This is a genomic window from Candidatus Planktophila sp. (genome assembly GCA_030681675.1).
GTDB lineage: Bacteria > Actinomycetota > Actinomycetes > Nanopelagicales > Nanopelagicaceae > Planktophila.
The window spans coordinates 41,048-55,788 of sequence record JAUXRP010000040.1 but is presented as its reverse complement, the minus strand read 5'-3'; the positions used below and the strand labels follow the sequence as shown (position 1 = coordinate 55,788).

The window sequence follows — 14,741 nt, the reverse complement described above, 5'->3', positions numbered from 1 at the left end:
GTGTTACGTTTTAGAGCGATCCTCGTCTTAGCTGTTTTAGCCTCACTCATTTCTTTTGCAAAGTTCTCTCATTGCGAAAGCACAACGTGGGCGACACCAGATCAATATGTGCACGCCTGTTATAGTGATTTACCTTCACTCTTTGGTGCGCGCGGTTTAGATAAAAATGATTGGCCCTATACAAGCGAATTGAATTCAGTTGAGTATCCAGTTTTAACTGGCATGGTTATGTTTGTAACAGCAATATTTGTAGATTCACCAATAGCTTACTTTAACCTCAACGTAATTTTCCTAGCGTTTTTATTTATTGGACTAGTTTTACTGATTAGGAAAATGAAACCCGAATTTAGTTATCTATTACCTCTGGCACCAGCAATGATCGCATCCCTATTTATTAACTGGGATTTATGGGCGATTATTACAATGGTGCTGGCGATATATTGGTTCGATAGAAAATCATACCTATTAAGTGCATTGGCCATCGGTATATCTATATCCACAAAGTTTCTACCTATCTTTTTACTTTTACCTATTGCTTTTATTTTGTGGCGCCAAAACCGTGTAAAAGAGTTATTGAAATACTTGATAACAACGGCTTTAGTCTGGCTAGTGATAAATCTTCCCTTTGCTTTAACCACGCCAACTGGCTGGTGGCGCTTCTATAAACTTAACTTGGAACGTGGAGCCGACTGGGGCTCAATCTGGTTAGCATTCAATCAACTTGGATTAAACCTTGCTAATCTAAATTATCTCTCTTTACTAATTTTGTTGATTGGGATAACTTCAATCGCAATCTTTCTCTTCGAAATTAAGTCCACCCCAACCCTTGCATCTGTCGCCTTCATCGTGCTGGCAACTGTGATGGTTGCTAGCAAGGTGTATTCGCCCCAATATGTTTTATGGTTGACCCCACTCGCTGTAATTGCGCTAACGAGTACAAAAGATCTCCCGGCTTTTTGGATGTGGCAGGGTGGTGAAGTTCTGTACCACATCGCCATCTGGCAACATCTAGCCAGTGTCACAGGAGCCACCTTTGGTCTACCTGCCGGCGGATATGCCGCTTTCACACTCCTTCGAATCGCGACGACCCTGTATTTGATCTGGATTCTTGGAAAAAGAGCCCTACAAGCGCGAAATCCACAGGGCTCCCTCTTCGATTTACTCTTTGAAGCCTCCAAGCCCTACCCTTAACCCTCTTGAACCAGCATTTAATGTCGGCCCAAGAAGCACTAACCCTCCTGTCACGGAAATACCGTGGCCGTCTTAGTCCAGAGGAGGTCGGGTTAACGCATGCGTCACTACGAACTTATGGTCATTCTTGATCCAGAACTTGAAGAACGTACAGTCACACCAAGCCTAGAAACATACTTAAAGATTATTAAAGACTCCGGCGGAACCGTCAACAAGCTCGACTTGTGGGGCCGTCGCCGTATGTCATTTGAAATCATGAAAAAAGGCGAAGGTATTTACGCAGTTATTGATATGAACTGCGAACCAGCTGCAATCAAAGAGTTAGATCGTCAACTCAACTTGAATGAAGCGATTCTGCGCACCAAAGTTATACGCCCAGAAAAATAAGCACGGACTCCACCAGTAGATAATCGAGAAAGAGATTGGAATAAAAATGGCAGCAGGAGATACAACAATCACAATGATTGGCAACTTAGTTGACGATCCGGAGCTACGTTTCACACCATCAGGTGCGGCCGTTGCAAAGTTTCGCGTTGCGTCAACACCTCGCTATTTAGATAGGCAAACTAATGAGTGGAAAGATGGCGAGAGTCTTTTTCTACAGTGTCAGATCTGGCGTCAAGCAGCTGAAAATGTTGCCGAGTCACTGACAAAGGGAATGCGTGTCATCCTCTCTGGTCGATTGAAGCAACGTTCTTATGAAACTAAAGAGGGCGAAAAGCGCACAGTCTTTGAGGTAGAAGTTGATGAAGTCGGACCATCACTACGTAACGCAACCGCTAAGGTAACAAAGACCCAACGCGCTGCCGGTACAAGTGGTGGATTCACAGCACCAGCTGCGAGCGATTCATTTACCGAAGATCCATGGGCTGCAGCATCATCAACGCCAGCAGCTGGCGGTGGTTGGGGAACCTCAACTACCGACGAGCCACCGTTTTAAATCCACCTATCCATCCATTCCTAGTCAATTTAATTTTTTAATGAGGCTAGGGCCCGAAAAGGAGCACCACAATGGGAGCAAGAAATAATAAGGCTCTACGCGAGCCGAAGAACAAGGGCGCAAAAGCCGCTGCCCTGAATAAAAAGTTTAAAAAGAAGCCATGCAGCTTCTGCCAGCAGAAGGTCACATATATCGATTACAAAGATATTGCGACCCTTCGTAAGTACATCTCGGACCGCGGCAAAATCCGCGCTCGTCGCGTTACAGGTGCATGCACACAGCACCAACGCTCGATCGCAACCGCAGTTAAAAACAGTCGTGAAGTAGCATTACTTCCTTACACATCTTCAGCGAAATAAGGGGGAATCACTTATGAAACTCATCCTTACTCGTGAAGTTGCAGGCTTAGGTTCTGCAGGCGATGTCGTAACTGTTAAAGATGGCTTTGCGCGCAACTTCTTAGTTCCAAATGGAAATGCAATTGCATGGTCAATTGGTGGCGAAAAGCAGATCCAGAGCATTCGCCGTGCGCGTTCTGCTCGTGAAGTCCGCGACATCGACCACGCTAAAGAGATTAAAGCGAAGCTTGAATCGGCAACTATTACTGCAAAGGTAAAAGTTGGCACTAAAGGCGTTCTTTTCGGCTCAGTAACAGACAAGGATGTTGCAACAGCCATAAAGGCAGCAGTTGGTTTAGATATCGACCGTCATGCGATCAAACTTCCTGGCCACATCAAGAAGGTTGGCAATCACACTGTCAAAATCTCACTTGGCCACAGTATTGTTGCAACTGCAACCGTTATCGTCGCTGCCGAATAGTAATTTATAAGGACTAGCTTTGATCATCTTGAGCGGTGGTTCTAACCGACTCACTTAGCTGTAGAAGAACAGATTGGGTGTAGCGGACAAGCTCGCCCCTACCACTCGAGCCTCATCAGACCAGATACTTGACTTTCATAACTCTTAATGTACATTAAGAGTTATGAAAGTTTCTCAACTACTCCCGTTGCTCAGGTCAAGGACTCAAGCTGATTTATTGGCGTTGTTATTTCTAAACCCCGATAAGGAGTTTAGCGTTACAGATGCAGCGAAGTTAGTTGGCAGCTCGGTACCAGGGATGCAGCATGAGGTGGCTAGGCTGGTAAGGACTGGTTTTATTCAGGACCGAAAAGAGGGCAATTCTCGCCTCGTTAGAGCTTCGAAGGAGTCAATAATATTCAAACCCTTATCTGACCTGCTCGCTGTAACACATGGTCCACTTCCAGTCCTCAATAAAGAACTAGCGGGCGTTGCAGGGATTGTTTCTGCTTACATTTACGGTTCTTGGGCAGCTCGGTACTCAGGCGAGAGCGGACCAGTGCCCGCCGACATTGATGTTTTAGTAGTTGGTAACGCCGATCTTGACGAGCTTCAATCCACCGCCGAGCGTGCCGAACTTCAACTATATCGGGAAGTCAACATAAGGAGGGTGTCGTTGCAGGCCTGGAAAAAAGGCGATGGTTCGTTCCTGAAGACAGTACGAGCTAAACCACTAGTGCCTCTCACATTGAATGAGAAAACCGAGTGAGCGGCAGTACGTCACTACTGCCGAGATGGGATCAGGGGCGCGAAGTGGTCGATGATTTTATTGTGAGCGGAAAGTTGCAGAGGGTTGTCGCTAGCCGAGAACATGCTGAGCGACTATTAGCACAATCTAGGAATCACCTGAGCTCGTGTGATCTAACGGCCAGTGAAGACACAGAAGGCGCTTACGCCCTTCTTTACGATGCGGCAAGAAAGTCTCTCACCGCAGTTCTTGAGGTCCAAGGTTTACGGCCCACTTCAGTTGGAGGTCACGTGGTCATTTACCAGGCACTCAAAGCACAAATTGATCCCCCAATGGGTCGAGTTATGGCAACATTCAATAGATTGAGGAGGTCTCGCCATAATAGTGAATACCCTTCAGTCTCCGAACCAGAGCTAACTGAGCAGGATGTTCGTGAAGATTTAGAAAAAGCGAAAGAGATCGTCGAAGTTGCGCAGAAGCTTCTAGATAAGTTTCCAATTTTCTAGAAAGCTCTGGCCTCTTGTTCACTTCGATTAGTTGGCAATTAATAAGGCTAAACCTCCAACCGGCTCTATACGGCGGGTTTTTTTATTTCTCCGTTACTTGGACTAACGCATCTCGAAAATACCCGCCTGTAAACTCACTTCGAGCTAGATCGTATTTAGCCATTCCCCACTCCCAGAAATCAAAGTCGAGATCTGAGACTGAACTTTGAATCGATGCCCACAAACTCCACCCATACTTTGCCATTAATGCCCACAGCCAAGCGCGTGCGACTTTATCGGGGCGATATTGCCCATAGTAGGCAGTTACTAAATCTTCCAGAGCATCTAAAGGTAAGAATGCTTCAGCCCAGACATTGCCAATCTCAAAACAGGCATCATTATTTCCTGAGTATTCGTAGTCGATTAACCAAATCTTTTCACCATCATCAATGAAGTTGCCCGGCAGCAAGTCGTTGTTACATGGGACAAGACCGTCAAATAAAACCGTAAAAGCCTTTTTTATCTCATCAACCTGTGGTCCAAAGTTTAAGTAGCCATCAGGCATTCTAAATCCCTGTGATTCCACGATACCTAAGTAGTTCCTCTGAGTGGTGAACATGTTAAATTCATGATCAAAGAGATCAAGTGAATGTAAATTACGTAAACTTTCTGCAATACGGCTCAGATTTGAAGCGACATCATCCGGGCCAAATGTCTTGCCTTTAATATAGGAGATGAGCAAAAGCCCTTCGCCCGGTAGATAATCTAGAACTTGCGCACCTACTCCGCCTTTTCCGGCGATCGTCGAATTAATAAACTCAGAGCCACGATCAATTGATAAAAGTGAGGAAGAGTTGCTAGATACGCGGGCGACGAATTTTTCCTCTGGAGTCTGAATGAGAAAATTCCGATTAGTTAGGCCACCTGAGAGTTCACTAATTGAAATTCGAGAGCGCAACCTTTCAACCTTGTCAAAGAGTTGAGCAAATTCACGCTCTAACTCACTGGCATCACTCACCTGTTCAGGATACATTTGAAGGCGTGTCTATGTCAGTAGCGCCGAGCAGAGCAAAAATCGTCATTATCGGAGGCGGCGTTGGTGGTACCTCTGTTGCCTATCATTTAGCCGAACTTGGTGAGAAAGATGTAGTTCTCCTAGATCGCAATGAATTAACAAGCGGATCTACTTTTCATAGCGCCGGCCTGGTCGGTCAACTGCGTGCCGACCCAACTCTGACGTTAATGAATATGCACTCCGTAGATTTATATCGAAAACTTCAAGCAACAGATACCCCACCAAGCTGGCGCGAGTGTGGCAGCATTAAATTGGCCTCCTCACCTGAGCGCATGCAAGAGATTCGCCGCCAAATTGGATGGGCCAAGACATTTGGTCTGGATTTACATGAGATCTCGCCTCAAGAGGCGCAGAATCTATTTCCACTTATCGATTTAGATGGCGTTGTTGGTGCCTGTTATATGGGCTCAGATGGCCAAGTAGATCCCTCCCAGTTAGCGATGGCGCTGGCGGCGGGTGCACGCAAGAACGGTGTGCAGATATTTACCCATACCCGTGTTCTAGAAATTAGAACAATGAAGGGTCGAGTCAGCAGTGTTGTCACCGATAAAGGTGAGATCGAATGCGAGATAGTTGTTAACTGCGGCGGAATGTATGCACCACAGATCGGCCGAATGGTGGACGTACGAATCCCTATAGTGCCAATGAGTCATCAATATTTAATTACCGATAACTTTATGGCCGAGGATGCACCATTCCTGCCATCACTGCGCGATCCAGACAACCTCATCTACTTTCGTCAAGAGGTATCGGGTTTGCTTATGGGCGGGTACGAGAGAAATTCAAAGGCGTGGTCGGCCGATTACAATAATGTAGATGATATTCCGGCAAACTTTAACAATACATTACTGCCTGAAGATTGGGATCGATTTTACGACATCGCTGAAGCTTCACAAAAGCGCGTACCGAAAATGGCAGAAGTTGGGATTAAAAACTTTATCAACGGCCCCGAAGGCTTTACTCCCGATAATGAGTTCTGCTTAGGTGAAACCTCGGTGGGAGGGTTTTTCGTTGCCGCTGGTTTCTGCGCCCACGGAATCGCTGGCGCTGGTGGAATTGGGAAAGTCGTTGCTGAATGGATCGTTGCCGGCGAACCAACCATGGACTTATGGCATATGGATATTAAACGCTTTGGTGCATCATATGAATCACCTGATTTTACTTTGCAGCGCATTACTGAAAACTATGAAGAGTATTACGACATTCATTACCCTGGTGAAGAGCGAAAAAGCGCACGACCAAAATTCACATCCCCTGTCTATCAGTGGCACAGCGATAATGGCGCAGTTTTTGGTGAAAAAGCCGCGTGGGAGCGCGTTAATTACTACTCAACCAATAGCGGCGATGAAGCGCTACGCCCAATCGGATGGCTCGGAATAAACTGGTCGCCAGCTGTTCAAGTAGAACACCATGCAACACGAAACGCTGCAGGCTTATTTGATGAGTCGAGTTTTGCTAAAGCCCGCATTACTGGTCGACAAGCGAATGAATTTCTTAATTTTGCATGCGCCAATAACGTAGTTAAAGGGGTTGGCAAAACTGTTTACACGCAAGCACTCAATTCAAAGGGCGGAATCGAATCTGATTACACCGTTACACAAACTGGCGACAACGAGTTCATGATTGTGACAGGTACAGCTTTTGCTACACATGATTTTGGTTGGCTAGAAAAAATCCGTCGAGAGTTTAATTTTGATGAGGTCGAGATTACAAATATCACTCAAGATTTAACCTGCTTTGGAATCATGGGACCAAATTCTCGTGCGATTTTGCAATCACTAACAACTTCCGATTTAAATCACAGCGCTTTTCCATTTATGAGTTCTCAGGAAATTACTCTCGCTGATATAAAAGTTCGTGCAACTCGAATTACATATGTTGGCGAACTCGGTTGGGAGATTTATGCACCGGTTGCCGATGGATTAACTCTATGGAAAGAGATTATTGATGCTGGACAAGATTTAGGTTTAATCCCCTGTGGTTATCGTGCAATTGAATCCTTACGTTTAGAAAAAGGTTATCGGGCATGGGCAGGTGAGATTAATACTGAAACTAATCCTTATGAGGCGGGCCTTGGCTTTGCAGTTTCGCTGAAGAAGGAAAACTTCCACGGAAAAGCGGCAGCAGTGGCCGCTAAGGAGAATCAAACAAGAAAGCTGGTTGCAATTACTTTCGATGACATAACATCGGTTCCCTTTGGTTCTGAGCCAATTCGAATTGAAAATGAAATAGTTGGACGAATTAAATCCGGTGGTCAGGGCTACACAATTAATAAAGCCATCGCCTATGCCTATCTGCCAGTCGAATACTCTGAGCCAGGAACGGCCGTTGATGTTGAGCTCTTTGGGATATGGTCCCCAGGAGTGATCGCAGCCGAGCCTCTTTTCGATCCAGATAATGCGCGAATACGCACGTAATCTCACGATGCAAGATGGGCAAAAATACTTTTCTCCACAGGCCTGTGTGTATAGAAATCGCCTCTGACCTGCATCTTTGTTGAAAAATACAGTCTGACCGAGGGCTTATCCACAGTCCATCCACCGCTTCCTGCACAGAAAAACTCGCTTATCCACCCCTTTCTCCACACCTTATCCCCATGGCCTCAAAGAGTTTCTCGCATGCGATAGGGGCTCGCATTTAAGTTGAGCACACGGAGTCAGGACGTCAGTGGTCAGTGGGAGGCTATACGCGTGAGCATCGCAGAACTTCCAAACAACCGTCCATCTCGCGATCTGAGTATCTCCTCCATTGGTACCGAGTTCGAACGAACACCACCTCAAGATTTAATTGCAGAACAGTCAGTTCTCGGTGGAATGTTGTTATCAAAAGATGCGATCGCCGATGTAATTGAGATTATTCGCGATCGTGATTTTTATCGACCTGCACACGAGTTAATTTATGATGCGATTATCGATTTGTATGGCCGCGGCGAACCCGCAGATGCCGTTACGGTTTCAGCAGAGCTAACTAAGCGCGGAGATATTGCACGTGCCGGTGGTGCGCCGTACCTTCATACACTTATCTCATCGGTACCAACGGCAGCCAATGCGGGGTATTACGCAAAGATTGTTCGCGAGCATGCAATCATGCGCCGATTGGTTGAAGCTGGCACAAAGATTGTGCAACTGGGTTATACATCCGAAGGTGAAGTCGATGACATGGTCGACCAAGCACAAGCCGAAGTTTATGCAGTTACCGAACGTCGATCATCAGAGGATTACGTTCAACTCTCAACGTTATTACCACAGGCACTCGATGAGATTGAGGCGATATCTAAAGGCATTGGTGTTGAAGGTATTAAGACTGGCTTTAAAGATCTCGATGCGTTAACCCATGGCTTCCATCCAGGCAACATGATTATTCTCGCTGCACGTCCTGCAATGGGCAAGTCAACACTAGGTTTAGATATTGCCCGCCATGCATCAATTACAAATGGTTTAACATCGGTTATTTTTTCTCTTGAAATGTCGAAATCTGAAATTACCATGCGTATGTTATCGGCCGAAGCACGCGTTGGCTTAAATAATATTCGCGCAGGTACATTATCCGATGATGAGTGGTCGCGTCTTGCGCGCCGAATGGGTGAAATATCAGAGGCACCATTATTTATCGATGACTCGCCTAACCTTTCCATGATGGAGATTAGGGCAAAGGCCCGTCGTCTAAAGCAGCGCCACAACCTTAAACTCATTGTAATTGACTACTTACAGCTGATGTCTTCGGGCAAAAAAGTTGAAAACCGTCAGCAAGAGGTCTCTGAATTTTCACGTCACTTAAAGTTAATGGCTAAAGAGTTAGATATTCCAGTTATCGCGATTTCACAGCTCAACCGTTCTCCCGAACAGCGCAGCGATAAAAAACCAATGCTCTCTGATTTACGTGAATCCGGTTCGATCGAACAAGATGCCGATGTAGTTATCTTGTTACACCGCGACGATATGTACGATCAAGCTAACCGAACAGGTGAAGCTGATTTAATCGTAGCTAAGCACCGTAACGGACCTACGCGCACAATTACAGTCTCGGCGCAACTGCACTATGCACGCTTCTATGACATGCCTCAGAACCCTGGCTCTGGTACAGACTGGACTCAACAGCGCGAAGCAGTGGCTCCGGACGACAACAGTTTAAGAAATTAGCTAGCTGGAAATTAGCTAATTAACAATTAATGTGCGGCAGTTCGGGCTTTATCGGCCAATACAATTCCAATAATCACCACTACTCCACCAATTAATTGAATTGCGCCCCAATTTTCCGACAACCAGATCCATGCAAAAACCCCAGCTAATACCGGCTCGGCCATTCCCATAACACTGCTCGTTGATGCCGACAAAAGCTTTAATCCATTAACAACAAGTAAGTACGGAACGATTGTGCCCATGATGATGACCCAAGCGATCAGCACCCATCCAGAGACGTTGTAAGCGGCAAAGCGACCCTGTAAATTCATACTCTGAGTAAAGATTTCAGTTGGAAATGACCACAAAGGCATTGTGATTGCTAAAGCTAAAGTTGCAAAACCAAAGCCGTAGACCATAAGCGATTCGACATCGCGCTTAGCTGTAAGTTTTTCCCCCAGCAGGAAGAATGTAGCCAACATGATTCCATCGGCAAGGGCGGCAATAACACCAATCGGATCTAACGTACTTCTTCTCCACACCTGGGCGATCAAGACAAGGCCACTAAAGGCCATAAAAATAGCGATCCACATCAGTGGGGGCACGTACTTCTTTTTCACATATCGCAACCACAGAACAATCCAAATAGGTGCGGTGAACTCCATAATTAAGCCGATACTCACGTGCAAGCGCGAGATGGCCACGAAATAAAGGGCCTGGACCGCTAAAAACCCAACTACTCCATAAATCGCTAAATGTGGAAGCTCGGCCAGAGTCGTACGCAGTTTTTCACGGTAGCGCAAGAAAATATAACTTCCAAGAATAATAAAGGCGCCGCCACAGCGCACTTGCGTGAGGCGCATCGACGAAACTCCGTCGGTAAGAATTAACTTCGCAACGATTCCATTAAAGGAAAAGAGAACCGCACCTAAGAGAGTGAGAATCTCCCCCTTGAATTTCGTAAACACCCTGCAAGAGTAGTGGTTTAAAAGGCGCTTTCTGGAATATTCATGATTGAACCATTAGTTGCCTCAACTATCACACGATCAGCGGCGATCTGTGGCAAAAAGTTAGTGACAAAGAACTGTGCGGATGCAATCTTTCCTGTATAGAAATCGCTATCTTTTCCTGCATTCGGTAGTTTTTCCGCGGCGATATCGGCCTGACGAATCAATAACCAAGCGGTAATAATATCGCCAACTGCCATAAGGCATCGAGAGGTGTTTAAACCAACGGTATAAATCTTCTCTGGATCTTCCTGTGATTCCATGGCATGAGTGATGAGAACTGAGATGATTCCATTGAGATTGCCGAGTGCGGTAAAGAGCGCGGCTTTTTCTTGAGTATGAGCGCCGCCAGATTCAGCGAACTTTTGAATCTCTTTACCAAGCAGGCCTATCGCGCGACCGCCATCTTTAACAATCTTGCGGAAGAAGAAATCTAAGCCTTGAATTGCAGTTGTTCCTTCATACAAAGTATCGATTTTTGCATCGCGAACGTACTGTTCTAATGGCCAGTCTTGCGTAAAGCCCGAGCCTCCAAATGTTTGCAAGGATTCAGTTCCAAGAATTGTCCAGGACTTTTCAGAGCCGTAGCCCTTCACAACTGGAAGCATTAAATCATTACGCGCAATCATGTCGGCAAGGCGGTCGGCATCACCTTCTAGTTCGGCAAGCTCAATCTCATCTTGAATTGAGGCGGTATACAGCACTAACGCCCGCATACCTTCAGAGTATGACTTTTGAACCATTAATGATCGGCGTACATCGGGGTGATGAATAATCGTGACACGGGGACTAGCTTTATCGTTCATAACCTTCATGTCACCGCCTTGCACACGCACTTTGGCGTAGCTAAGTGCTTGCTGATAGCCAGCAGATAACGTTGCAATCGCTTTAGTACCAACCATCATCCGCGCAAACTCAATAACTTTAAACATCTGCGCTATACCTTGATGGACATCACCGAGTAAATAACCAACTGCCGGTTCATGTTCTCCCAAATTCATTTCACATGTCGACGAAACATTCAGACCCATCTTCTTCTCAACGTTTGTTACGAAAATACCGTTGCGTTTTCCGAGTTCACCGGTCTTTTGATCAAACATAAACTTTGGAATTAGAAATAGCGAAAGTCCCTTTGTACCAGGCCCACCACCTTCGCGGCGTGCAAGAACAAAGTGCACAATGTTTTCATAAAGATCGGCATCTCCCGATGTAATAAAACGTTTTGTTCCAGTGATGTGCCACGTTCCATCTTTTTGCTGCACGGCCTTGCTTCGACCAGCGCCAACATCTGAGCCTGCATCGGGTTCGGTTAACTGCATAGTTGCGCCCCAATGATGATCAATCATTAGTTTTGCAATCTGCTTTTGTTCAGGAGTACCGAGAACATATGCAACATGTGCAAAGGCGTAACCCGATGCGTAAATGTGAACTGCTGGGTTCGAACCTAAAACCATCTCGGCGATTGCCCACCGTACCGATGGCGGAATTTTCATTCCACCAAGATCAACGGGAGCATCGAGCCGCCACCATTCACCATCGACATATGCATCGTAAGATTTTTTAAAGCTAGCCGGAACAGTTACATCGCCAGTTTCTTTATTAAAAACAGTTCCAAGACGATCGCCCTCAATAAAAGATTCGGCAAGATCGTTTTCACACAAACGCTTCATCTCCTCAAGCATGCCCATCGCAGTATCGCGATCGACATCGGAGTAGAGCGAGGTACCCATAACTTTGTCGCGCTCAAGCAGATCAAAGAGGCAGAATTCAATATCGCGGAGATTGGCGCTGTAATGGCTCATGGGGTGATTTTGCTACCCACCAGTAACTTATGCAAGCCTAAAACGGTGCTTCATATGTGTTTGCCTCGGAAATAGAGCGTTAAAGGGATAGGGTTCTGCGCGTGCTACTTAGTGATCGCGACATACGGGCGGAAATCGCCTCAGGACGAGTGGGCTGTGAGCCCTTTTCTGAATCCATGATCCAGCCATCTTCGGTGGATGTGCGCTTAGACAAATTTTTCCGAGTCTTTGAAAATCATAAATACAGCGTCATTGATCCATCGATCGAACAGGCCGAGTTGACCCGCGAAGTAGTAGCTGAAGGCAGCGAGCCCTTTATCTTGCATCCCGGCGAGTTTGTTTTAGCTAGCACCTATGAAGTGATTACTCTGCCCGACGACATCGCAGGACGTTTAGAGGGGAAATCATCACTTGGTCGTCTCGGTCTGCTCACACACTCTACTGCCGGCTTTATCGATCCTGGTTTTAGTGGACACATCACGCTCGAGCTCTCCAATGTGGCAAATCTTCCCGTTAAATTATTTCCCGGCATGAAGATTGGCCAACTCTGCCTCATTAAACTCTCATCCCCAGCAGAGCATCCATATGGCAGCGAAAAATATGGTTCTCGCTATCAAGGTCAGCGTGGGCCAACGGCCAGCCGCTCATTCTTAAACTTCCATAAGTCAAAGCTTGATTAAAGCGAAAGTTGTGGAGCAATGAGGAGTCGACTTACTACATTAAGAGGAAAACTCTACGCAATTATCTTTTGTTCGTTTTTTGCTCGTGTAGTTGGATTCCTTCTACTTCCAAATACTCCAAGTTTTCTAGGTCCAGATGAAGGAACCTATGGTGCTGTCGCAGATTGGACAGAACAAGGCTTCCCTGCAAAAGATTTTCCACTGTATGGAGAGGGTTTATATCTATCGGGGCGAGCCTTATTTTGGCCCGCTGCATTTTTTAATCAACTTGGCATAACACCTTTGTATTCAGTGAGGTTAACAGCGGCAATCTATGGGTTTTTAACTTTAGTACTTATAATTTATATCTTCTTAAAGACGGTTGATAAACAAGTTGCTGTCGCAGATTATGTGGAAAAAAATAGCAATTTAGTGGTTGCACTTTTTGTGGTTTTCGCTTTTCTGCCTAGCCACTTTGTCTGGTCACTCTTAGGGCTTCGAGAAAGCGCAGTAGAGTTTTGGGCTCTCAGCGCTTTTGCCTCACTTTACTGGATTTTCCACCTTCAGAAGAGGCTATCTCTTAAAGCGGTTTTAGTGTTAGTTGCTGCAACAGTTTTCACTTTTAGCTCTAGGCCTCAAGTCGGCTGGGTGTTAGGAATAACCTTTCTGATCTTCCTGCTTGCGAATGTAAGGAAGAAAACAGCACTATTTCTAATTCCAGTAGTTTTAGCCTCTATAGTGCTAGGTGTTTCAGGAACAACTGTTACACTCGTACCAACAGTTACACCTGGAACAACTGCCACCACACCAGGTATAATTGCCTCAACAAGCAACAAAATAATTAATATATTAAAAACCGCTGCCGAAATTACCGTCTATAAGCAACAGGTCAATCAATTGGATGCCGCTTCTGTAATAGTCACTCAAAGTTGTCCAAGAGATGGTTTGGCATTGGTGAATCGACCATCAACAAACTTTGATACATATTTCTGCATCGCTTGGCGCGCACCATATATGGCCTCAACATTCCTCTTTCGACCGTTGATTGGCCTGGATGTGACCAGCGCTTCTAGCCTTTTTGGAGCTCTCGAAAACATCCTTTGGTTGGGCGCATTTATCTTTATCATTGTAATGTTGATTAAAAAACGTAAAGTTACATTTTTCGGCCCCCTCGCACCTTCGCTGATCTTTCTCACCCTTTACAGCATTGGCGCTGGATCTTACGAAGGGAATATGGGTACAGCCTTTAGGCATAAGTCTCTCATTCTCTGGGCCGTCTTGCTGTTAATTGCCTCGATTATCGCAGCTGGGAAAAAGCCGATCTATGGGAATGAAATCGCCGAAAAGGCGGTTTAATTGGCTATGGAAATAATTGTAATTATTGGTGTCATTGCTCTTCTAGCAATCTTTTTTGTTGCTCAATACAACCGCCTGATTCGTCTCAACATTAGTGTCGATGAGGCGTGGGCTCAGATCGAGGTTCAGTTAAAGCGTCGTGCCGATTTAATTCCTAACTTGGTTGAAACCGTTAAAGGATATGCCAAGCACGAGCAGTCAACCTTTGATGCAGTTGTTACGGCACGTGCGAAGGCAACGACTGCAACCACGGTTGCCGATGTTGCAGCCGCCGATGGAATGCTCACACAAGCTCTGCGTGGTTTACTGGCTGTTGCCGAGGCCTATCCAGATTTAAAGGCGTCAACAAACTTTTTGGCGTTACAAGAAGAGCTATCAACGACTGAAAACAAAGTAGCATTTAGCCGTCAGTTCTATAACGACAATGTGCGTTCGCTCAATACCGCTGTAAAAACGGTACCCACTAATTTCTTTGCCGGTTTTGCAAAAGTGACTGAGCGCGAGTTTTACGAGGTTGAAGATCCTCAGGATCGTAACGCGCCAAAAGTTACTTTCTAATTTA

15 protein-coding genes are annotated in these 14,741 nt (G+C 45.8%); 12 read left to right on the top strand and 3 right to left on the bottom strand.

Annotated elements, in window-relative coordinates:
- The 7 genes from Q8K48_07285 to Q8K48_07255 all read left to right on the top strand — a co-directional run bounded on the left by Q8K48_07285 (window position 1) and on the right by Q8K48_07255 (window position 4,183).
- On the top strand, window positions 1-1,191 hold the full coding sequence (locus Q8K48_07285) for a hypothetical protein (protein ID MDP1852202.1): 1,191 nt from the start codon (window positions 1-3) through the stop codon (window positions 1,189-1,191).
- Window positions 1,192-1,290: 99 nt separating this feature from the next.
- Window positions 1,291-1,578: a 30S ribosomal protein S6 gene (rpsF, locus tag Q8K48_07280; GenBank protein MDP1852201.1), complete on the top strand. Its 288-nt coding sequence runs from the start codon at window positions 1,291-1,293 to the stop codon at window positions 1,576-1,578.
- 46 nt (window positions 1,579-1,624) lie between these two features.
- Complete coding sequence (locus tag Q8K48_07275) at window positions 1,625-2,131, top strand: single-stranded DNA-binding protein (protein MDP1852200.1); 507 nt, start codon at window positions 1,625-1,627, stop codon at window positions 2,129-2,131.
- 71 nt (window positions 2,132-2,202) lie between these two features.
- The gene (gene rpsR / locus Q8K48_07270; GenBank protein ID MDP1852199.1) at window positions 2,203-2,490 is read left to right on the top strand and encodes a 30S ribosomal protein S18; all 288 of its coding nucleotides are present in this window, start codon (window positions 2,203-2,205) and stop codon (window positions 2,488-2,490) included.
- A gap of 13 nt (window positions 2,491-2,503) precedes the next feature.
- Window positions 2,504-2,950 carry a 50S ribosomal protein L9 gene (gene rplI / locus Q8K48_07265; protein ID MDP1852198.1) on the top strand — a complete coding sequence of 149 codons (447 nt, stop codon included), beginning with the start codon at window positions 2,504-2,506 and terminating at the stop codon, window positions 2,948-2,950.
- A gap of 163 nt (window positions 2,951-3,113) precedes the next feature.
- Window positions 3,114-3,698 (top strand): winged helix-turn-helix domain-containing protein, encoded by a 585-nt coding sequence (locus tag Q8K48_07260; protein MDP1852197.1) that lies wholly within the window; start codon window positions 3,114-3,116, stop codon window positions 3,696-3,698.
- A 44-nt stretch (window positions 3,699-3,742) separates the two neighbouring features.
- Complete coding sequence (locus Q8K48_07255; GenBank protein MDP1852196.1) at window positions 3,743-4,183, top strand: HEPN domain-containing protein; 441 nt, start codon at window positions 3,743-3,745, stop codon at window positions 4,181-4,183.
- 82 nt (window positions 4,184-4,265) lie between these two features.
- On the opposite strand, the gene Q8K48_07250 is transcribed toward Q8K48_07255, so the two are convergent.
- The gene (locus Q8K48_07250; GenBank protein MDP1852195.1) at window positions 4,266-5,180 is read right to left on the bottom strand and encodes a phosphotransferase; all 915 of its coding nucleotides are present in this window, start codon (window positions 5,178-5,180) and stop codon (window positions 4,266-4,268) included.
- A 29-nt stretch (window positions 5,181-5,209) separates the two neighbouring features.
- Between Q8K48_07250 and Q8K48_07245 the strand changes: the two genes are divergently transcribed.
- Together Q8K48_07245 and dnaB are read left to right on the top strand one after the other, a co-directional pair.
- Window positions 5,210-7,654, top strand: coding sequence for an FAD-dependent oxidoreductase (locus tag Q8K48_07245; protein ID MDP1852194.1), 2,445 nt, complete (start codon window positions 5,210-5,212; stop codon window positions 7,652-7,654).
- A gap of 273 nt (window positions 7,655-7,927) precedes the next feature.
- Entirely contained in the window at window positions 7,928-9,376 is a 1,449-nt protein-coding gene (gene dnaB / locus Q8K48_07240; GenBank protein MDP1852193.1) for a replicative DNA helicase, read from the top strand.
- Between the two features lie 26 nt (window positions 9,377-9,402).
- Here the strand turns inward: dnaB and Q8K48_07235 are convergent, their stop codons facing one another.
- Window positions 9,403-10,323 carry an EamA family transporter gene (locus Q8K48_07235; GenBank protein ID MDP1852192.1) on the bottom strand — a complete coding sequence of 307 codons (921 nt, stop codon included), beginning with the start codon at window positions 10,321-10,323 and terminating at the stop codon, window positions 9,403-9,405.
- A 17-nt stretch (window positions 10,324-10,340) separates the two neighbouring features.
- Window positions 10,341-12,164, bottom strand: a complete 1,824-nt coding sequence (locus Q8K48_07230; protein MDP1852191.1) for an acyl-CoA dehydrogenase — start codon at window positions 12,162-12,164, stop codon at window positions 10,341-10,343.
- Between the two features lie 101 nt (window positions 12,165-12,265).
- On the opposite strand from Q8K48_07230, the gene dcd reads away from it, so the two are divergent.
- From dcd to Q8K48_07215, 3 genes are read left to right on the top strand one after another with little or no spacing between them, the layout of a single operon-like run.
- Entirely contained in the window at window positions 12,266-12,844 is a 579-nt protein-coding gene (gene dcd, locus Q8K48_07225) for a dCTP deaminase (GenBank protein MDP1852190.1), read from the top strand.
- A gap of 18 nt (window positions 12,845-12,862) precedes the next feature.
- Window positions 12,863-14,179, top strand: a complete 1,317-nt coding sequence (locus Q8K48_07220; protein ID MDP1852189.1) for a hypothetical protein — start codon at window positions 12,863-12,865, stop codon at window positions 14,177-14,179.
- Window positions 14,180-14,185: 6 nt separating this feature from the next.
- On the top strand, window positions 14,186-14,737 hold the full coding sequence (locus Q8K48_07215; GenBank protein MDP1852188.1) for a LemA family protein: 552 nt from the start codon (window positions 14,186-14,188) through the stop codon (window positions 14,735-14,737).
- Window positions 14,738-14,741 lie beyond the last annotated feature (4 nt).

Excerpts from the sequence above, each read along its gene's own strand:
- Q8K48_07260 (MDP1852197.1), top strand. The coding sequence starts at position 3,114 with ATGAAAGTTTCTCAACTACTCCCGTTGCTCAGGTCAAGGACTCAAGCT.
- Q8K48_07220 (MDP1852189.1), top strand. The coding sequence starts at position 12,863 with ATGAGGAGTCGACTTACTACATTAAGAGGAAAACTCTACGCAATTATC.
- rpsF (MDP1852201.1), top strand. The coding sequence starts at position 1,291 with ATGCGTCACTACGAACTTATGGTCATTCTTGATCCAGAACTTGAAGAA.
- Q8K48_07230 (MDP1852191.1), bottom strand. The coding sequence starts at position 12,164 with ATGAGCCATTACAGCGCCAATCTCCGCGATATTGAATTCTGCCTCTTT.
- Q8K48_07245 (MDP1852194.1), top strand. The coding sequence starts at position 5,210 with ATGTCAGTAGCGCCGAGCAGAGCAAAAATCGTCATTATCGGAGGCGGC.
- rplI (MDP1852198.1), top strand. The coding sequence starts at position 2,504 with ATGAAACTCATCCTTACTCGTGAAGTTGCAGGCTTAGGTTCTGCAGGC.
- rpsR (MDP1852199.1), top strand. The coding sequence starts at position 2,203 with ATGGGAGCAAGAAATAATAAGGCTCTACGCGAGCCGAAGAACAAGGGC.
- Q8K48_07215 (MDP1852188.1), top strand. The coding sequence starts at position 14,186 with ATGGAAATAATTGTAATTATTGGTGTCATTGCTCTTCTAGCAATCTTT.
- Q8K48_07275 (MDP1852200.1), top strand. The coding sequence starts at position 1,625 with ATGGCAGCAGGAGATACAACAATCACAATGATTGGCAACTTAGTTGAC.